Source organism: Burkholderia sp. Tr-20355 (genome assembly GCF_017104685.1).
Classification (GTDB): domain Bacteria; phylum Pseudomonadota; class Gammaproteobacteria; order Burkholderiales; family Burkholderiaceae; genus Burkholderia; species Burkholderia seminalis.
The window spans coordinates 23,516-41,568 of sequence record NZ_JAAGPK010000002.1; the positions used below are offsets into that span (position 1 = coordinate 23,516).

At 66.3% G+C, this 18,053-nt stretch carries 14 protein-coding genes and 1 pseudogene; 11 read left to right on the forward strand and 4 right to left on the reverse strand.

Annotated features, from left to right (window positions below; translation table 11 throughout):
• Nucleotides 1-3: 3 nt before the first annotated feature.
• The 3 genes from G3N62_RS00800 to G3N62_RS00810 all read left to right on the forward strand — a co-directional run bounded on the left by G3N62_RS00800 (nucleotide 4) and on the right by G3N62_RS00810 (nucleotide 4,174).
• Complete coding sequence (locus tag G3N62_RS00800; RefSeq protein ID WP_059562269.1) at nucleotides 4-1,521, forward strand: aldehyde dehydrogenase family protein; 1,518 nt, start codon at nucleotides 4-6, stop codon at nucleotides 1,519-1,521.
• A 48-nt stretch (nucleotides 1,522-1,569) separates the two neighbouring features.
• A complete protein-coding gene (locus G3N62_RS00805) occupies nucleotides 1,570-2,904 on the forward strand; it encodes a DUF3100 domain-containing protein (RefSeq protein WP_034191990.1) in 1,335 nt (444 codons plus the stop codon).
• 79 nt (nucleotides 2,905-2,983) lie between these two features.
• The gene (locus tag G3N62_RS00810; protein ID WP_124671220.1) at nucleotides 2,984-4,174 is read left to right on the forward strand and encodes a M20 aminoacylase family protein; all 1,191 of its coding nucleotides are present in this window, start codon (nucleotides 2,984-2,986) and stop codon (nucleotides 4,172-4,174) included.
• Nucleotides 4,175-4,320: 146 nt separating this feature from the next.
• Here G3N62_RS00810 and G3N62_RS00815 read toward each other — a convergent pair whose 3' ends face one another.
• The 3 genes from G3N62_RS00815 to G3N62_RS00825 all read right to left on the reverse strand — a co-directional run bounded on the left by G3N62_RS00815 (nucleotide 4,321) and on the right by G3N62_RS00825 (nucleotide 8,705).
• Nucleotides 4,321-5,502, reverse strand: coding sequence for a fumarylacetoacetate hydrolase family protein (locus G3N62_RS00815; RefSeq protein WP_059562275.1), 1,182 nt, complete (start codon nucleotides 5,500-5,502; stop codon nucleotides 4,321-4,323).
• A 50-nt stretch (nucleotides 5,503-5,552) separates the two neighbouring features.
• Nucleotides 5,553-7,334, reverse strand: coding sequence for an IlvD/Edd family dehydratase (locus G3N62_RS00820; RefSeq protein ID WP_034191987.1), 1,782 nt, complete (start codon nucleotides 7,332-7,334; stop codon nucleotides 5,553-5,555).
• 333 nt (nucleotides 7,335-7,667) lie between these two features.
• Nucleotides 7,668-8,705: a LacI family DNA-binding transcriptional regulator gene (locus G3N62_RS00825; protein ID WP_185733139.1), complete on the reverse strand. Its 1,038-nt coding sequence runs from the start codon at nucleotides 8,703-8,705 to the stop codon at nucleotides 7,668-7,670.
• Between the two features lie 294 nt (nucleotides 8,706-8,999).
• Between G3N62_RS00825 and G3N62_RS00830 the strand changes: the two genes are divergently transcribed.
• Nucleotides 9,000-10,346, forward strand: a complete 1,347-nt coding sequence (locus G3N62_RS00830) for an MFS transporter (RefSeq protein WP_124671221.1) — start codon at nucleotides 9,000-9,002, stop codon at nucleotides 10,344-10,346.
• A 279-nt stretch (nucleotides 10,347-10,625) separates the two neighbouring features.
• On the opposite strand, the gene G3N62_RS00835 is transcribed toward G3N62_RS00830, so the two are convergent.
• The gene (locus tag G3N62_RS00835; protein WP_124671222.1) at nucleotides 10,626-11,018 is read right to left on the reverse strand and encodes a hypothetical protein; all 393 of its coding nucleotides are present in this window, start codon (nucleotides 11,016-11,018) and stop codon (nucleotides 10,626-10,628) included.
• Nucleotides 11,019-11,720: 702 nt separating this feature from the next.
• On the opposite strand from G3N62_RS00835, the gene G3N62_RS00840 reads away from it, so the two are divergent.
• The 7 genes and pseudogenes from G3N62_RS00840 to G3N62_RS00870 all read left to right on the forward strand — a co-directional run bounded on the left by G3N62_RS00840 (nucleotide 11,721) and on the right by G3N62_RS00870 (nucleotide 18,032).
• Nucleotides 11,721-13,310, forward strand: a complete 1,590-nt coding sequence (locus G3N62_RS00840; protein ID WP_124671223.1) for a methyl-accepting chemotaxis protein — start codon at nucleotides 11,721-11,723, stop codon at nucleotides 13,308-13,310.
• 60 nt (nucleotides 13,311-13,370) lie between these two features.
• A pseudogene (locus tag G3N62_RS35770) lies at nucleotides 13,371-13,802 on the forward strand (transposase); the annotation flags it as partial.
• Between the two features lie 344 nt (nucleotides 13,803-14,146).
• Complete coding sequence (locus G3N62_RS00850; protein WP_083286499.1) at nucleotides 14,147-14,824, forward strand: GntR family transcriptional regulator; 678 nt, start codon at nucleotides 14,147-14,149, stop codon at nucleotides 14,822-14,824.
• A 140-nt stretch (nucleotides 14,825-14,964) separates the two neighbouring features.
• Nucleotides 14,965-15,750: an ABC transporter substrate-binding protein gene (locus G3N62_RS00855; protein WP_069704927.1), complete on the forward strand. Its 786-nt coding sequence runs from the start codon at nucleotides 14,965-14,967 to the stop codon at nucleotides 15,748-15,750.
• Nucleotides 15,751-15,835: 85 nt separating this feature from the next.
• A complete protein-coding gene (locus G3N62_RS00860) occupies nucleotides 15,836-16,534 on the forward strand; it encodes an ABC transporter permease subunit (protein ID WP_034191981.1) in 699 nt (232 codons plus the stop codon).
• Nucleotides 16,531-17,271: an ABC transporter permease subunit gene (locus tag G3N62_RS00865; protein ID WP_034191980.1), complete on the forward strand. Its 741-nt coding sequence runs from the start codon at nucleotides 16,531-16,533 to the stop codon at nucleotides 17,269-17,271. Before G3N62_RS00860 ends, G3N62_RS00865 begins: the two co-directional genes overlap by 4 nt.
• The gene (locus G3N62_RS00870) at nucleotides 17,268-18,032 is read left to right on the forward strand and encodes an ATP-binding cassette domain-containing protein (protein WP_059562286.1); all 765 of its coding nucleotides are present in this window, start codon (nucleotides 17,268-17,270) and stop codon (nucleotides 18,030-18,032) included. The genes G3N62_RS00865 and G3N62_RS00870 overlap by 4 nt, the downstream gene beginning before the upstream one ends.
• Nucleotides 18,033-18,053 lie beyond the last annotated feature (21 nt).

Below are 18,053 nucleotides of genomic sequence, written 5' to 3' on the forward strand. Positions count from 1 at the left end.
GACATGACCCAGCACGCAGACCAGTTGCTCGCCGCCTTCGCGCATTTCTTCCCCGGTGCCGCCACGATCGGCTCGTATATCGACGGCGAACTCGTCGCCGGCCAGGGCGACACGATCCAGCTTTACGATGCGGCGACGGGCGAGGCCACGCTCGCCTATCGCGACGCCGGCGCGGCCGTGATCGACCATGCCGCCGAAAGCGCGCGCCGCGCGCAGCGCGAATGGTGGGCGCTCACGCATGCCGCGCGCGGTCGCGTGATGCAGGAGGTGGCGCGTGCGATCCGCGCCGAGGCCGAGGCGATCGCGCGGCTGGAGGCGCTGGGCTCGGGCAAGCCGATCCGCGACTGTCGCGGCGAGGTGGCGAAGGTCGCTGAGATGTTCGAGTACTACGCGGGCTGGACCGACAAGTTCTACGGCAGCGTGATCCCGGTGCCGACCTCGCACCTCAACTACACGCGCCGCGAGCCGGCCGGTGTCGTGCTGCAGATCACGCCCTGGAACGCGCCGGTGTTCACCTGCGGCTGGCAGGTGGCGCCCGCGGTGGCGATGGGCAATGGCGTGCTGCTCAAGCCGTCGGAGCTGACGCCCTTCACCTCGCTGGCGGTTGCCCGGCTCGGCGAGCGGGCCGGGCTGCCGCGCGGTCTGGTCAACGTGCTGGCCGGTTTCGGTCACACCGTCGGGCAGGCCGCGATCGCGCATCGCGTGGTGAGCAAGGTGGTGTTCGTCGGCTCGCCGGCCACCGGCGCGCGCATCGCCGAGGCCGCCGCGCGCCGTGTGCTGCCCTGCGTGCTGGAGCTGGGCGGCAAGTCGGCCAATATCGTGTTCGCCGATGCCGACCTCAAGCGCGCCGCGCTGACCGCGCAGGCGGCGATATTCGCCGGCGCGGGCCAGAGTTGCGTGGCCGGCTCGCGCCTGCTGGTGCAGCGCGCCGTCTACGACGAATTCGTTGCGATGGTGGCTGCCGGCGCGAAGAAGATCCGTGTCGGCGCGCCGCTCGACGACGCGACCGAGGTGGGCCCGATCAACAATCGCAAGCAGTACGACCATGTGATGTCGATGATCGCGCGCGGCGTGGCGGCGGGCGCCACGCTCGCCAGCGGCTCGGCCGAGCGCGTCGAGGCGGGTCGCGGCGGCTACTTCGTAGCGCCCACCGTGCTGGCCGGCGTGTCGAACGCGATGGAGGTGGCGCGCACCGAGATCTTCGGGCCGGTGGTGGCCGCCATCCCGTTCGACACCGAGGACGAGGCGATCGCGATCGCCAACGACACCGACTTCGGCCTGGCCGGCGCGGCCTGGACCACCGACGTGGCGCGCGCGCATCGCGTGGCCGCGCAGGTGAATGCCGGCACCTTCTGGGTCAACGGCTACAAGACCATCAACGTGGCCTCCCCGTTCGGCGGCTACGGCATGAGCGGCTACGGCCGCTCGAGCGGGGTCGAGGCGCTCTACGAATACACGCAGACCAAGAGCGTGTGGGTCGAGACGGCCGAAGCGCCGCCCACCGCGTTCGGTTATCTGTAACTACCGGCCCGCATTCGACGGCAGCCGGGCTTCAAGGGGAGATTCGTCATGGAACACGCACTGGGTATCGAACGCCGCGAGCTGGGCGGCGCGGCCACCGCCAAGGTCCTGCTTTATGCGGCCGGCATCCTGCTGATCGCCGAATGGATCGGCTCGTTCACGTTCAAGCTCGGACCGGGCAAGGTCGTGCTGCTGCCGATGATCTGGGCGCTGCTGCTCGGCGCCGCGGTGGGGCTGGCCAGTGCGCGCTGGAACAGCAGCGCGCGCCTGAGCGTGCCGGACCAGTTCTTCGCGGCCGCGATCCTGCAGCCGGCGCTGCTGCTGTTCGTCTCCAAGCTCGGGCTGATGGTGGGCAGCGCGCTGCCCAAGCTGGCTTCGGCGGGGTGGGCGCTGGCCTTCCAGGAATTCGGCCACTTCGTCGGCACCATCCTGCTCGGCCTGCCGCTCGCATTGCTGCTCGGCATCAAGCGCGAAGCGATCGGCGCGACCTTCTCGGTGGGCCGCGAGCCGAGCCTGGCGATCATCGGCGAGAAGTACGGCATGGATTCGGCCGAGGGCCGCGGCGTGCTGGCCGAGTACCTGACCGGCACCGTGTTCGGTGCGGTGTTCATCGCCGTGTTCGCGGGTTTCGTGAGCAGCCTCGGCATCTTCGATCCGCTTGCGCTGGCGATGGGCTCGGGCGTCGGCTCGGGCAGCATGATGGCGGCCGCCTCGGGCGCGATCGCCGCGCAGCAGGACCCGGAGACGGCGAAATCGGTGCTCGCCTTCGCCGCGGCCAGCAACCTGATCACCACCACCATCGGTACCTACTTCACGCTGTTCATCTCGCTGCCGCTCGCGGTCTGGGGCTATCGCGTGCTGGAGCCGCTGATCGGCCGCACCACCAAGGCTTCGGCGCAGCCCGAGGCGGCCAGCCCGTCGCTCGGCGAAGTGCGGACCGAGGCGCCCGCGCTCGGCTACGGCGGCAAGCTGCTCGCCTGGATCGTGACGGCCGCGATGGCGCTGGTGTGCGACTGGATCGCGCACGGCACCACACCGCTGGTGGGACTGCCGGGAATGGCGATCATGGTGTGCGCGACGATCGTCGGCGATGCGCTGGCGCGCGTGACGGGGCGACGGATTCCGGCCGTCTGCTGGGTATCGGTGGTGGCGATGTTCCTGACCTCGCCGTGGTGCCCGTGGGCTTCGCAGATCGCCGCGCTCGGCTCGCACAACGATTTCCTCGGGGTGACCACGCCGATGCTGGTGTTCGCGGGGCTGTCGATCGCCAAGGACATCCCGGCCTTCCGCCGGCTCGGCTGGCGCATCGTGCTGGTGTCCTTCGTGGCGAATGCCGGCACCTTCATCGGCGCGACCCTGGTGGCGCAGCTGTTCCATATCTGATGCCTCGCGGCGTGGCGGCGGGCGCCATGGACCGGCCCGCCGCCAAGCCGCGACGACCGACAAGCACGTACCCATCTGCATGAAATTGATCGATTCCATCGTCGCGCATACTGACGAACTCACGGCGATACGCCGCGACATCCATGCCCATCCCGAGGTGGGCTACGACGTGTTCCGCACCGCCGAACTCGTCGCCGAGCGGCTCGAGCAATGGGGTTATGCCGTCACGCGCGGTGTCGGCCGCACCGGCGTGGTCGGCACCTTGAAGCGCGGCGGCAGCGCGCGCGCGATCGGCCTGCGCGCCGACATGGATGCGCTGCCCGTGCAGGAGGCCAACACCTTTGCGCATCGTTCGACGGTGCCCGGCGCGATGCATGCCTGCGGCCACGACGGGCACACCGCCATGCTACTGGGGGCCGCGCGCCATCTGGCGCGGCATGGCGAGTTCGACGGCACCGTGCAGCTGTTTTTCCAGCCGGCCGAGGAGGCGGGCGGCGGCGCGCGCGCGATGATCGAGGACGGCCTGTTCGAGCGTTTCCCGGTGGATGCCGTGTTCGGGCTGCACAACTGGCCCGGCATCGCGGCGGGCGATTTCGCGGTGCGGCCGGGGCCGCTGATGGCCTCGACCAGCCTGTTCCGGATCAACTTGCGCGGTGCCGGCTGCCACGCGGCCATGCCGCACCTGGGCCGCGATCCGGTGTTCGCGGCGGGGCAGGTGCTGAGCGCGCTGCAGGGAATCGTCACGCGCAACCGAAATCCGGTCGACGGCGCGGTGCTGTCGGTCACCCAGGTGCATGCGGGCGAAGCGATGAACGTGGTGCCGACCGACGCCTGGCTCGGCGGCACGGTGCGGACCTTCTCCGATGCGACGCTCGACCTGATCGAAACGCGCATGCGCGCCGTGGTGGCTGCGACGGCCGCGGCCTTCGATTGCGAAAGCGAGGTGGATTTCCAGCGCCAGTATCCGGCTACCGTGAACGATGCCGAGCAGACGGCGATGGCGGTGGCGGTGATGCGTGAACTGGTGGGCGACGCGCATGTGAATGCCGCCGTCGATCCGACCATGGCGGCGGAGGATTTCTCGTTCATGCTGCGCGAGAAGCCGGGTTGTTATGCATTCCTCGGGAATGGCGCGGGCGATCATCGCGTGCATGGGCACGGCGGCGGGCCTTGCCTGCTGCATAACGCCAGTTACGACTTCAACGATGCGTTGCTGCCGGTGGGGGCGAGTTATTTCGTGAGGTTGGTGGAGCGGGTCCTGGGGCGGTAGGGACGCGGTGCTGACTTGTCGGGGCCGATCGCGACCGGGCGCCGCGCACCGAGGTGGCGGGGCCGCGGTCTTGCCGTTGCCCCGCTGCCCGTCGATCGGGTTCGCGTACGCTTTCGCGCGGTCGCGCGCCGTCGAGTTTCGCTGCGTCAGGCGCCGAGCAGGCCGCGTGCGGCCAGATTGGCGTACAGGGCGCGCACGCCGAAGGTCCAGGGGGCAATCGTCGTGCAAAGCTGTACGGTATTGACGAGTGCGCCGAGCGTGGGCGTCGAGATGGTGACGCGATCGCCCAGGTGATGCGTGAACCCGCCGCCGGGCGCGTCGCGGTCCTGAATCGGCGAGAACATCGTGCCCAGGAACAGCATGAAGCCGTCCGGATACTGGTGATGCGCGCCGCAGGTTTGCGCGACGAGGTCGGCAGGGTCGCGGCTGATCTCGCGCATGTGGCTGATGCCGTCGAGGACGAAACCGTCGTCCGCGCCTTCGACGCGCAGCGACACGCTGGCCTGCCGCACGCTGTCCAGCGTGAAGCCGTCGTCGAACAGCCGCACGAACGGGCCGATCGCGCACGAGCCGTTGTTGTCCTTGCACTTGCCAAGCAACAGCGCCGAGCGGCCTTCGATGTCGCGCAGGTTCACGTCGTTGCCGAGCGTGGCGCCGACCGGCGCGCCGGCGCTGCTGACCGCGAGCACGATCTCGGGCTCCGGGTTGTTCCACACCGACACGGGCAGCAGGCCCACCTCCGCGCCGAAGCCCACCGCGGACATCGGCTGCGATTTGGAGAACACCTCGGCGTCCGGGCCGATTCCGACTTCCATGTATGGCGACCACGCGCCGCGGCGCTCGAGTTCGGCCTTCAGGCGCAGGGCGGCTTCCGAACCGGGAACGATCCTCGACAGATCGGTGCCGATGGTCGCGGCCAGGGTGTCGCGCACGTCCCGCGCCTTGGCCGGATCGCCGCCGGCTTGTTCCTCGATGACGCGTTCGATCAGGCTGACGGCGAAGGTGACGCCGCAAGCCTTGATGGCCTGCACGTCGCACGGTGCGAGCAGGTGCGTGGCGCCGGACGTGCCGTCCAGTGCCGCCTGCAGCAGCGGCTCGACGCGGCCCAGCGATTCGCCGGGGGCCGCGCGCGCGATGGCGACTGCGTCGGGGCAGTCGAACAGGTCCGCGGTGGTCGGCACGGTGCGCGTGATGTCGAACATCTCGCCGCCGCGCACGGCAACGACGCTCGGGCCCGCGTGGGCGCCATCGTGCCGCCAGACGCGGCCGATCAGCAGCGCGTGTGCGAGGTCGTGCGGCAGGCAGTCGGAAACGGAAAGTGTACGCATGGTCAGCTCGGTGGGAGTCGTAGACGGTTGGATCGGCGGGATCAACGAGATCAGTGGGAGTGGCGCGGGTTACCGCGCTGCTCGATGACCTTCAGGTACAGCGTGGCCGGTTCGAGGCAGCCGCCGGTGGACAACTGGCCCACGAACCGGCGATAGAGTTCCTGCCAGGGCGTCTGCGCCTGCGGTACGGTGAAGCGAGCAGTTTCGCGGCGGCGTGCGAGTTCCTCTTCGTCGACGAGCACGTCGACGCTGCGGCGATTCAGATCCACGCGGACGCGGTCGTTCGTGCGCAGCAGGGCCAGGCCACCGCCGACCGCAGCCTCCGGCGACACGTTCAGGATCGACGGGCTGGCCGACGTGCCGCTCTGGCGTCCGTCGCCCAGGCATGGCAGCGACGTCACGCCGCGCTTCACGAGGTCGGCAGGCGGGGCCATGTTCACGACTTCCGAACTGCCCGGATAGCCGACCGTACCGCAGCCCCGGATCACCAGGATGCAGCGCTCGTCGATGTTCAGCTGCGGGTCGTTGATGCGGGCGTGATAGTCCTCGGGGCCGTCGAAGACGATCGCGCGTGCCTCGAAGGTGTTCTCCGCGCCCGGCTCGGCAAGGTAGGTTTGACGGAAGGCTTCGCCGATCACCGACATCTTCATGATGGCGCTGTCGAAGAAATTGCCTGACAGCACCATGAAGCCGGCGCCGTGTTTGAGCGGCGCTTCGGGCGTACGGATCACGTCGCGATCGGCGTCCTGCGCCGCGTCGGCGATCTCGCCGATCGCGCGGCCGGACACGGTCAGGCAGTCGCGCCGCAGCAGACCGGCCGAATCGAGCTGGCGCAGCACGGCGGGCACGCCGCCGGCGCGATGGAAGCTCTCCCCCAGGTATTCGCCGGCCGGCATGCAGTTGACAAGCAGCGGCACGGATTCGCCGAAGCGCTGCCAGTCATCGAGGCTCAGTTCCACGCCCATGTGCCGCGCAATCGCGATCAGGTGTGGCGGGCAGTTGGTCGATGCGCCGAGCGCGGAGGCGACCACGATGGCATTCTCGAACGCCGCGCGCGTCATGATCCGCGACGGGCGCAGATCTTCGCGCACGAGCTCGACGGCGCGCTTGCCGGTGGCGTAAGCCATCTGACCGCGTTCGCGATAGGCGGCGGGGATGCTCGCACACCCCGGCAGCGACATGCCGAGCGCCTCGGCCAGGCTATTCATCGACAGCGCCGTACCCATGGTATTGCAGTGGCCGATCGACGGCGACGATGCGGTGGTCAGCTGCATGAAGCCTTCGTAGTCGATATCGCCGGCAGCCAGCAGATTGCGGGCGTGCCAGATCACGGTGCCCGATCCGACCCGCTTGCCTGCGTGCCAGCCATCGAGCATCGGTCCGCCCGACAGGACGATCGCGGGCATGTCCACGGTGGCCGCCGCCATCAGGCAGGCGGGCGTGGTCTTGTCGCATCCGGTCGTGAGGACCACGCCGTCCAGCGGAAAGCCATGCAGTACTTCCACGAGCCCCAGGTAGGCGAGGTTGCGGTCGAGCGCGGCGGTGGGCCGGCGGCTCTGCTCGGCCAGCGGATGGACGGGGAACTCCATCGGAATGCCGCCCGCGTCGCGGATGCCCGCCTTGGTGCGTTCGGCCAGCTCGAGGTGGTGGCGGTTGCACGGCGCCAGGTCACTGCCCGTCTGCGCGATGCCGATGACGGGACGTCCCGACTGCAGTTCCTCACGCGTGAGCCCGTAGTTCATGAAGCGCTCGACATAGAGCGCGGTCATGTCCGCATGCGCGGGGTCGTCGAACCATTCCTGGCTGCGCAGACGGCGAGGGGCTTGGGTCATGGCAGGCTGTCTCCGAAGGATTTGCTTGGTTTTGCGTGCCGGATAGTTACCGGTAACATGGCGTCGATGTTAGCACGGGGTTTTCGCGTTGCGTAAGGGGATTCTCGAGCGAATGATGCAGGCAATGGAGATCGTGCGACGCACGGGCGCGGGTTTCCGGGGCGGTGAATGGCGTGCGCCGATACGCGTCGATCCTCGCAAGCGCTGCTCTCCGATGCGGCGCAGGTGCGCGTGATCGGCAGGGTGTGTATGCGGTCTCGCACGTCGCACTACCGACGCGCCTCGATACGCAGCTGTTCCCGCACGAGCCGGCCAGCCTGTGCTTTCGGCCAGTTACGCGCTTTCCCGTGCGACGATCGTGTAGTCGATCCGGATGCGTTGCGACGCGCTCCGCTCGCCGCCATCGCGAGCTTGCAATGCCGCCAGCAACGCTTCGCCCGTGCGCAGGCCGATGCCGTACGCGTCGACCGACACCGTGGTAATGCTCGGGTGGCAGCATGCGGCCACCTCGAAGTTCCCGAAGCCGGCCACGGCCATGTCCGCGGGCACGGACAGCCCGCGCCGATGGCATTCCATGATGGCACCGAACGCCGACATGTCGCTCACGCACATCACCGCGTCGGTGTCGGGCCACGTCTCCAGCAGGGCTGCCATCGCGGGCCCACCGTGGCTCATGGTGATCGGTGATTCGCCGAGCCGCACGATGCGCGGCTCACCGAGTCCCAGCGCCTTGATCTCCGCCTGATACCCCTTGAGCCGGTCCAGGCCGCGGCGATCCAGTTCGCTGGCGCCGCCGAGAAAACCGATGCGTTGGTAGCCGCGCTCCGCCAGATGCCGCACCATCGCACGCGCGGCCCGCACGTTGGAGAAGCCCACGGCGGTGTCGATGGGATGCGTGGGCAGGTCCCACATTTCGACGACGGGAATGGCCGAGCGTTGCAGCACCTGGCGCGTCGCATCGGTGTGCTGCGCACCGGTCAGCGCGATGCAGCGCGGCTGGTGACGCAGCATGGAGCGCACCAGCCGTTCTTCACGTTCCAGGTCGTAGTCGGTGTCGCCGAGCAGCAGTTGCAGGCCATGCGGTTCGAGCGCATCGGTGAGGCCGCGCACGGTGTCGGAGAAGTTGGAACTCGACAGCGACGGCACGAGCACCGCGACGAACGCCGAGCGCCCCGACGACAGCGCACCCGCGGCCGCGTCGGCCACGTAGCCGAGCTGGTCGATGGCCTTGCAGACCCGCGCGCGCGTTTCGGCAGCCACGCTGTGGCCGGCGAGCACGCGCGACACCGTCATCTTCGATACGCCGGCCAGGCGCGCTACGTCGGACATGCGGGGCGGTCCGGCAGGCCGGACGGCGGTGGGGTTGGGCATCGGAATGGCGATCCGGGAGAGAAATCAGTCAAGGCTACATCATACCGGTGCGAAATACCGTGCAGGCCGCCGGCGTCCGTTGCGACCGTGGCTCCACTAGGGAAACTCCCCGTTCACCAGCACTTGAACTCGCCTGTCCCGACATGCTAACTTGGTTATGTTACCGGTATCAGATCGCCGATGGTTCCCGTTGCCTCGTCGGCGTTTTTTTTGCGACGAATTGTTATCGGTAACATCCACGCATCATCGAACTCGCAGGTACGAAGAAGACCTACACAATCAGGAGACAAACCGATGCCGTCCATTACGCAGACCGCTGTCGCACCGGCCGCGGCCGCCTCTTCGGAAGACGCCCTGTATCGCAAGGTCATGCGGCGCGTTCTGCCATTGCTGCTGCTGTGCTACGTCGTGGCGTACCTGGACCGCGTCAACGTGGGCTTCGCCAAGCTGCAGATGCTCGACGACCTGAGCCTGAGCGATGGCGTCTACGCGTTCGGCGCCAGCATATTCTTCTGGGGCTACTTTCTGTTCGAGATACCCAGCAACCTGCTGCTGCACCGCTACGGCGCGCGCTTCTGGATTGCGCGGATCATGATCACCTGGGGCATCGTGTCGTCGTCGATGGCCTTCATCGTGCCGCTCGCGCAGTTCTTCCACGTGCAGACGTCCACGATGTTCTACACGTTGCGCTTCCTGCTGGGCCTGTGCGAAGCCGGCTTTTTCCCCGGCGTGATCCTGTACATGAACTACTGGTTTCCGGCGCGCCGCCAGAGCGTGGCCATGTCCGGCTTTCTGGTGGCGATCCCGCTGAGCCTGACGCTCGGCAGTGTGGTGTCCGGCTGGCTGATGGAACAGACGCATGGCCTGGCGGGCATGAGCGGCTGGCAATGGATGCTGCTGCTGGAAGGGCTGCCGTCGATCGTGGTGGCGTTCATCGTGCTGGCCTGCCTCGGCGACGGCCCGCAGTCGGCGAAGTGGTTGTCCGCCGACGAAAAGGCCGTGCTGTCGCGCAACCTCGAATCCGAGGCCGCGCACAAGTCGCACAGCATCGGCGCCGCGCTGCGCAGCCCGCGCGTCTGGCTGCTGACCTTCATCCTGCTCACCTTCAATACCGGCTTCTACGGACTGGCGTTCTGGCTGCCGTCGATCATTCGCGCGTCGGGCGTGCAGAGCCCGCTGCATATCGGTCTGCTTACCGCCGTTCCGTATCTGACGGCGATCTTCGCGATGGTGTGGAATGCATCGCACTCGCGCAAGACCGGCGAACGCCGCCTGCACGCGGCGATTCCCGCGCTGATCGGCGGCGTCGGCCTGATCATGAGCGCGGCGTGCGCGCAGCACGTGGCGTTGTCGATACTGTTCCTGACCATCGCCACCTGCGGCATTCTGGCGCTGATGCCGATCTACTGGACCTTTCCCGGCCAGATCCTGTCCGGCACGGCCGCGGCCGCGGGCATTGCGCTGATTAACTCGGTGGGCAACCTGTCCGGCTTCACGGGCTCGATGATTACCGGCATCGCCAAGGAAATGACCGGCAACATCAACAACGGCACCTATGCGCTGGGCGCCTGCCTGCTGGTCAGCTGCGTGCTGATCGCGCTGATTCCGCGTGCCATCCTGCAGCCTCCGGCCAGGCTGTAGGTACTTCGCGGACAGTCTCGTACGCGGTCGTCGCGGCGAGCCTGATCGCGCGATCGATCGCCTTGTCAAGCACGTGCCGGGTGAGCAGATCGATGATCGGTGTGCCAACCACGCTGACGAGCACGGGATGCCGCGGCAATCCGACGAGCAGACAATGCCCGAGCGTTTCCACGGCGGTTCCCGTGCCTTGAATGATTCGGCCCTCCTCAGGCCGCATTCCGTGGCGTGAGACCTGCAAGTCGGGATGAACGGGTGTCGCCGCCGGTTCGCCGGGCGAAATCAGTCGCCGCATTGGCGGCCATGCAGCTCGAGGTGCAACTGGACCAGCCACGCACGGCGGCAGTCGTCGGCGATCAGCACGTTGACGCCGGGGTTTTCGCTCAAGTCGATCTTGTGCTCCGCCACGGCGGCATCGAACGCTCGCAGTGCCCACCGCCGCAGCAGCATCATCACCAGAAGCGTCAGGGTGAAGGTGCCGCCCTGATAGAGCAACGTGGGTGCACCGCTTTCGGGCACGCCGAACAGCAGGCCGACGCTCAGACAGGGGAGGCTGGCCATGCCCGTCGAAACCGAGAAGAGCACGATGTTTGTGCGCAGCGCCGTTGCGGTGCCGGGTTTCATGACGCGCAGGTTCTCCGCGGGATAGACGTGATCGTCATGCTGAGCGTGCATGGCTTACCCGACACTGACATGATCCGCAATCTTCAACCAAGGCCGATACCGCGGGGGAAGTGCTCGCGGATGCCTGCATGAAGCACGCGCGCCATCGTGATGACGGCGGCCGCGATCATCCCGCGGGCCTTGCCGCCGTTCGCATTCGGCTTCGGCTTCGGCTTCGGCTTCGGCGCGACGCGCGCGGGGCGGCTGCCTGCCGAGCCCGCCTTCCGCGAGGCACGAGCGCCGTGTCTCCGTCGATTCGCTGTTTCCGGGTGAGTAAGTAACGAGTAAGTCGATCGATCCTAGAGTCGGCTTCGTTGCCCCTCCACTTCGAGAAACAACCGTGAAATGAACTCTTTGCCGCAAGCGTCCACTGTTGCTGGCTTTCATATCGGCCGTTCTGTATTCGGGCGCAGCGTGGGCGAACAGCGCCGCGACTGAGGCAAAGAGCCAACACTGCGGTTTTGGCGGCACGTGAACGAACGTGGTGTCACGAGACTTACGCCGTTCCGTCATAAAAAATTTTTTAACGCGTCGCCAACGTTTGCGAATGCCAAACGAGCTCCGTCGCACTTCAGCGCCCGACCGTGCCGCCGTAAAGCAGATACAGGCGCGTTCTCGTGAGCCTGTCGCAATTGCCGCGCGCACCTTTCAATTATCCAACATCGCAAGGACTGCTCTTTATCGTCCGGCCTTGTTGCCCCTGGAGTAGAAGACATGAATCTGAACAACCTGCCGGTCAAGACGAAGCTCTCCGGAGCGTTCGGGATACTGGCAGTCATCGTGCTGGTCGTCTCCGGACTGTCCCTCAAGGAATTGAACGAGGCCAACAGCCGCTTCGCCGGATATATCGGCGGCGTCAATGCACGTGCCGACTTGGCCGAAGCCGTACGTACCGCAGTCGACGATCGGGCGATGGCAGTGCGCAACCTCGTATTGGTGACGACACCGGCCGACGTCGAACTGGAAAAAGCCGCCGTGATCGACGCCGAACGACGCGTCGAGTCCAACCTCGAGAAGTTCAATGCAATGGTGGCCAGCGCTTCCGACCTAAGCGACAAGGGGCGCAGTCTGGCGGCTGAACTCCCGCGGATCGAAGCGCTCTACCGCCCGGTGGCCTTGGACATCGACCGGTTGGCAGTGAGCAACCAGCGTGATGCAGCGATCGCTGAAATCAATACGAAATGCAGACCGCTGCTGTCGGCGCTGATCAAGGCGTCCAACGACTATGCGGACTTCACGCGTCAGCACGCAGCGCAGATGGTGCAGGAGGCGGGCGAACAGTTTTCGACCCAACGAGCCGTGCTGATCATCATCTGTTTTGTCGCGGTTGCAATCGCAGTGCTGGCCGGCGTCGTCATTACACGGGGTGTGTTGCGTGCGCTTGGTGCCGAGCCGGACGCTCTGGGCAAGGTGGCCCAACGCGTGGCCGGCGGAGATCTGGGCCCGGTACCCGGTGCGCAAGCCGCGCCCGCGGGCAGCGTGCTCGCGTCGATGGGTGAGATGCAGGCGAGCCTCGTGCGCCTGATTGGTCAAGTCCGCACGTCAGCGGACGGCATCGCCACCGGTTCGAGCCAGATTGCGTCGGGTAACGTCGATCTTTCCGCGCGCACCGAGCAGCAGGCGGCTTCCCTGCAAGAAACGGCCGCGAGCATGGAGGAACTCACGTCGACCGTCAGGCAGAATGCCGAGAACGCGCAGCAGGCAAGCTCACTTTCTGCCAAAGCGTCGGAAGTGGCAGGGCGCGGCAATCATGTCGTCAGCCGCGTGGTCGACACGATGGGCGATATCAGCGCAAGTTCCAGCAAGATTGCCGAGATCACGGGGATCATCGAGGGCATTGCTTTCCAGACGAATATCCTCGCGCTCAATGCCGCGGTGGAGGCGGCCCGCGCGGGCGAGCAGGGGCGTGGGTTCGCCGTGGTCGCAAGCGAGGTGCGCAGTCTCGCGCAGCGATCGTCCATCGCCGCGAAGGAGATCAAGGATCTGATCAATGCATCCGTGCAGAAGATCCAGGACGGCTCGTCCCTTGCGAGTGAAGCGGGAAAAACGATGACCGAGGTCACGCAGTCGGTCGCTCGCGTCACCGACATCATGAGCGAAATCGCCGCGGCATCGACCGAACAAAGCCGGGGTATCGAGCAAGTCAATCAGGCCATCACACAGATGGACGATGTCACGCAGCAGAACTCCGCGCTGGTGGAGGAAGCGGCGGCCGCGTCGAAATCACTGGAAGACCAAGGGCGACAGCTGAACCATGCAGTGTCGTTCTTCCGGCTGGATGCGAACCAGCAGGCATGGGTCTGAGACGTTTCTCGTAGTCATTCGGCAAGCGAGTTCTCTTTTCCCGGAGGCAAGGAGAACTCGATGAAGATGCGGTTGACCGACGAGCAGATCGTCCGGACTCCGCGCGTGGCCGAGAGTCGGGACGAACCCATGAAGGATCCGGGCAAGCGCCACGACATCTCGGAACAGACGTTCGAGCGCTGGCGCAACCGGTTCGGCGGCGTGGATGTGGCCGATGCCGGCCGGCTCAAGGGGCCGGGAGTCGGAGCGCGAGCGGCTTGGACGTTTGATCGCTGCAATGGCTGGTCATCGACGGCCTGAAGGAATGCAGCCGAAAAAACGAGTCATCCAACGGGACGGCGCGACGCGCTGGAAGCCCTGACTCGGCGGTGGCCACGCCGTCGTCGTTGCGACTGCAACATTCGCCTGCCTGGTGCGACACAAGCCGATCCGGTATGGCGCTACGGCTGTGCGCGCGACCCGTTGGCGGACGGGCGTGCGTTGAATATTCTCGCGCGCGACCCCGCGCATCGACGACACCTCGATTCGATCTTGTGCGCGTGGTCGATCATTCATTAGATCGTTTGAGCGAATCAGCAAACTTTGCCGGGCGGCAACACATGCGCGATCGAATCTCGAGCCGCCGGATCGGCGCGGCTCGCGGGGATGTGACCGGATACGCGCGTTGCGATTGCCAACGGGTAAACCCGTATCGTCGGTTATTTTTGGCGTCGTATAGTGCAGCCACGGATACAAATATCCAGTCTTACAAAATACTTTCCGATTGGGGGCGATGGTGATTCCCCGGCGGATGGATCGACGCACGCTCAGCCAGCGTAGCGACACAGGGCAATGACATGAACATGGACGGACAGACACCCTCGCCATATCCGCAATTTCCCGCGACGGCGGAAGAGGAAGCCTACGCGTACGTGCTCTACCGGATCCGGATGGGGACGTACAAGGCGGGCGATCGCCTGATTCCGGAGGACATCGCCGCCGGCATCAATACGAGCCGCATGCCGGTGCGAGAAGCGTTTCGCAGGCTCGCCAGCGAAGGGTTGGTCGTGATCCGGCCGAATCGCGGCGCGGTCGTGCGGGGGCTCGACGTCGACGAGATGGAAGTGGTATTCGGCATGCGCGGCGTGCTGGAGGGGCTGGCGGCGCGCATGGCGCTGCCGAACATCACGCCGCAGCATGTCGACGAGTTGACGCGCCTGATCGACGCGATGGAGCGCGCCGAGCCGGACGGCCAGCAGTGGGTGACCGTGCATCGCAGCTTTCACGAGTATCTGTGCCAGCTGTGCGGCCGCCAGCGCCTGATTACGCAGATTGCCGGGCTGCATACGATGGTGGAACCGCACATGCGCTTGTGGCTCGAGCTGGCGTACAAGCCGAAGACGTCGCGCGACGACCACATGTCGCTGATCGAGGCGATCCGGTGCGGCGATCCTGTCGCGCTCGAGGCGGCGGTACGCGAGCACATCGAAGCGACCGTGCCGGCATTGCGCGACTGGATGACGGGCGGCGACTGACGGAACGCGGCGAGGCGGTCGTCGACGCCTCGTGCTTATCGATAAGGCATCCGAAATAATCGTCAGACGAGAGACCTGCAACACGACCACGCAGTCATTTCCACCGAAACACGTTACGGAGTATCGACATGAAACGACACATGATGAGATTCCTGGTGCTCGCCGCCGTCATGCTGGCGGCCGCGCAGGCCCAGGCGAAAGAGTGGAAGGACATCCGGATCGGCTACGAAGGCGCTTATCCGCCGTTTTCGTCGATGCAGCCGGACGGCACGCCGGTGGGTTTCGACATCGACGTGATCCATGCACTGTGTGCGCAGATGCACGCCCGTTGCACGTTGGTGCAGATCGGCTGGGACGGCCTGCTTCCCGCATTGATGGCCGACAAGGTCGACGCGATCGTCGCGTCGGTCGCGATCACCGCCGAGCGCAAGCAGAAGGTCGCCTTCACCGACAAGTACTACAACACGCCGCGCCGGCTGGTCGTCGCGAAAAACAGCCCCGTCAAGGACGCGACGCCGGCGGAGTTGAAGGGCAAGCGCGTCGGCGTTCAACGCGGCACGCTGGCCGACAAGTACGCGAGCGCGTATTGGGTGCAGAACGGCGTGCAGCTGGTGCGCTACCCGACTCAGGACGAGGTCTACCTCGACCTGCGTTCGGGCCGCATCGATGCCGCGCTGCAGGACGCGACCGCCGCGTATTCGGCATTTCTGACGAAACCGGAAGGCGCGAACTTCAAGTTCGTCGGCACGCCGATCGTCGGTACGACGCCCGAGCAGAAGGCGTTGCTCGGCGAGGGTTACGGCATCCCGGTGCGCAAGACCGACGACGATCTCCGGCAGCAACTGAACCAGGCGATCACGGCCATTCGCGCCAATGGCGTGTATCAGTCCATCGAGAAGAAGTACTTCGATTTCGACATCTACTGATCGCGTGTCGATCGGCGCCGCGCCGACGCGCATGGATGCGCCGGCATGGCCGATATGAACCCCGAGCGCGCTGGAAAGGAGCGTTATGTCCGAATTGCAGCAATACCTGCCGGCGCTGTTGCGCGGCGCCGAGGTGACGATCGTGCTCGCCGTGTTGTCCGTCGCGCTCGCCGTGTGCATCGGCATCGCGGGCGCGATGGCCAAGCTGTCGGGCTCGCGTGTGCTGGTGTCCGCCGCCACCGCGTATACCACGCTGATTCGCGGCGTGCCGGAATTCGTGATGATGCTGCTGGTGTTTTATGGCGGCCAGATTCTACTGAACCAGCTGTCGGCCGCGTTCGGCTTGCATGCGCCCGACGTCGACGCGTTCGCCACCGCCGTGCTGACGATCGGCTTCATTTTCGGCGCGTACTACACGGAGACGTTCCGTGGCGCGATGCTCGGCGTGCCGCGCGGCCAGATGGAGGCGGCGCGCGCATACGGATTCTCGGGATGGCTCGCCTTTCGACGCATCCTGTTGCCACAGATGGCGCGGCTCGCGTTGCCCGCCGCCGTGAACAACTGGCTGGTGCTGCTCAAGACGACGGCGATCGCGTCGCTGATCGGCCTGCACGACGTGATGTTCATCTCCGACCAGGCCGGCCGCACGACCCAGGCGCCGATGACGTTCTACCTGGCCGCCTGCGCGGTGTATCTGCTGGTGACGTCGGGATCGACGGCATGCCTGGCGCGTGCCCGCGTGCGCCTGAACCGCGGCATGCGCGAGGGGAGGCTGCACGGATGAGCCATGAACAATGGATCGCGCTGCTCGGCGCGTACGCCGGCGGGCTGTGGGTCACCGTGCAGTTGACCGTGGGCTCGCTGGCCCTCGGGTTGCTGCTCGCGATTCCGCTGGCCGTGTTGCGCGTGTCGCCGAACCGCGTCGTGCACGGCCCGGTGGCGGTCTACACGTGGTTCATGCGCGGCACGCCTCTGCTCGCGCAACTGATGCTCGTGTATTACGGATTCGGTCAGTTCCAGTGGGTCCAGGACGCGTGGCAGCGCGGCAATCCACTGTTGTTGCCGCTGCGCGACCCTTTCGGGTGCGCGCTGATCGCGCTGACCGCGAACACCTGCGCGTATACCGTGGAAATCCTGGCCGGAGCGATTCGCACCACCGCGTACGGCGAAATCGAAGCGGCGCAAGCCTACGGGATGTCGCGCGCGACCGCGTGGCGCCGCATCGTACTGCCGTCGGCGCTGCGCCGGTTTCTGCCCGCCTACGGCAACGAAATCATCCTGTTGCTGCACGGCACATCGCTCGTCAGCGCGATCACGCTGATCGACCTGACGGGCGCCGCGCGGGATGCCTACGCGAATTACTACGCGCCGTTCGAGGCGTTCATTTCCGTCGGCACCGTCTATTTCGCGTTGACGGGGCTCGTCGCGCTGCTGATCCGGACCGCCGAGCGGCGCCTGCTCGTCCACCTGCGGCCGCTGCCGCTTTCCACGCTTGCTCAATCGCGGAGCCACGCCACATGAATGCACTGTCTGTCGACAATCTCCACAAACGCTACGGCGACAACGAGGTCCTGAAGGGCGTCTCGCTCGCAGCGAACCCGGGCGACGTGATCAGCGTGATCGGTTCGTCGGGATCGGGCAAGAGCACGCTGCTTCGATGCATCAATTTTCTGGAATCGCCTTCGTCGGGCCGCGTGTCGCTGGGCGGCGGGGAAGTGCGGACGTCGGTCGACCGCAACGGCCGGATCAGGATTTCGGATCCCGTGCAGTTGCGCCGGATGCGGACGCGGCTCGCGATGGTGTTCCAGCATTTCAATCTGTGGGCACACATGACGGTGCTGCAGAACGTGGTCGAAGCGCCGCTGCACGTCCTGAAGCTCGGCCGCGCGGAGGCGCGCGAGCGGGCGGAGCGCTATCTCCAGCAGGTGGGCATGACGCATTTCGCCGATGCGTACCCTGCCCATCTGTCCGGCGGCCAGCAGCAGCGCGTCGCGATCGCACGCGCGCTCGCGATGGAGCCGGACGCGCTGCTGTTCGACGAACCGACGTCGGCGCTCGATCCGGAGCTGGTCGGCGACGTGCTCAAGGTGATGCGCGATCTCGCCGGCGAAGGCCGCACGATGATCGTCGTCACGCATGAGATGGGCTTCGCGCGCGAGGTATCGAACCACGTCATGTTCCTGCACCAGGGTGTTGTGGAGGAAGAGGGCCATCCGCGCGACATATTGAGGATGCCGAAGAGCGGACGGTTGCAGAAATTCCTGTCCGGCGGGCTCAAATAGCAGGATTCGACGGCCAGTTCC

Excerpts from the sequence above, each read along its gene's own strand:
- G3N62_RS00800 (WP_059562269.1), top strand. The coding sequence starts at position 4 with ATGACCCAGCACGCAGACCAGTTGCTCGCCGCCTTCGCGCATTTCTTC.
- G3N62_RS00805 (WP_034191990.1), top strand. The coding sequence starts at position 1,570 with ATGGAACACGCACTGGGTATCGAACGCCGCGAGCTGGGCGGCGCGGCC.
- G3N62_RS00810 (WP_124671220.1), top strand. The coding sequence starts at position 2,984 with ATGAAATTGATCGATTCCATCGTCGCGCATACTGACGAACTCACGGCG.
- G3N62_RS00815 (WP_059562275.1), bottom strand. The coding sequence starts at position 5,502 with ATGCGTACACTTTCCGTTTCCGACTGCCTGCCGCACGACCTCGCACAC.
- G3N62_RS00820 (WP_034191987.1), bottom strand. The coding sequence starts at position 7,334 with ATGACCCAAGCCCCTCGCCGTCTGCGCAGCCAGGAATGGTTCGACGAC.
- G3N62_RS00825 (WP_185733139.1), bottom strand. The coding sequence starts at position 8,705 with ATGCCCAACCCCACCGCCGTCCGGCCTGCCGGACCGCCCCGCATGTCC.
- G3N62_RS00830 (WP_124671221.1), top strand. The coding sequence starts at position 9,000 with ATGCCGTCCATTACGCAGACCGCTGTCGCACCGGCCGCGGCCGCCTCT.
- G3N62_RS00835 (WP_124671222.1), bottom strand. The coding sequence starts at position 11,018 with ATGCACGCTCAGCATGACGATCACGTCTATCCCGCGGAGAACCTGCGC.
- G3N62_RS00840 (WP_124671223.1), top strand. The coding sequence starts at position 11,721 with ATGAATCTGAACAACCTGCCGGTCAAGACGAAGCTCTCCGGAGCGTTC.
- G3N62_RS00850 (WP_083286499.1), top strand. The coding sequence starts at position 14,147 with ATGAACATGGACGGACAGACACCCTCGCCATATCCGCAATTTCCCGCG.
- G3N62_RS00855 (WP_069704927.1), top strand. The coding sequence starts at position 14,965 with ATGATGAGATTCCTGGTGCTCGCCGCCGTCATGCTGGCGGCCGCGCAG.
- G3N62_RS00860 (WP_034191981.1), top strand. The coding sequence starts at position 15,836 with ATGTCCGAATTGCAGCAATACCTGCCGGCGCTGTTGCGCGGCGCCGAG.
- G3N62_RS00865 (WP_034191980.1), top strand. The coding sequence starts at position 16,531 with ATGAGCCATGAACAATGGATCGCGCTGCTCGGCGCGTACGCCGGCGGG.
- G3N62_RS00870 (WP_059562286.1), top strand. The coding sequence starts at position 17,268 with ATGAATGCACTGTCTGTCGACAATCTCCACAAACGCTACGGCGACAAC.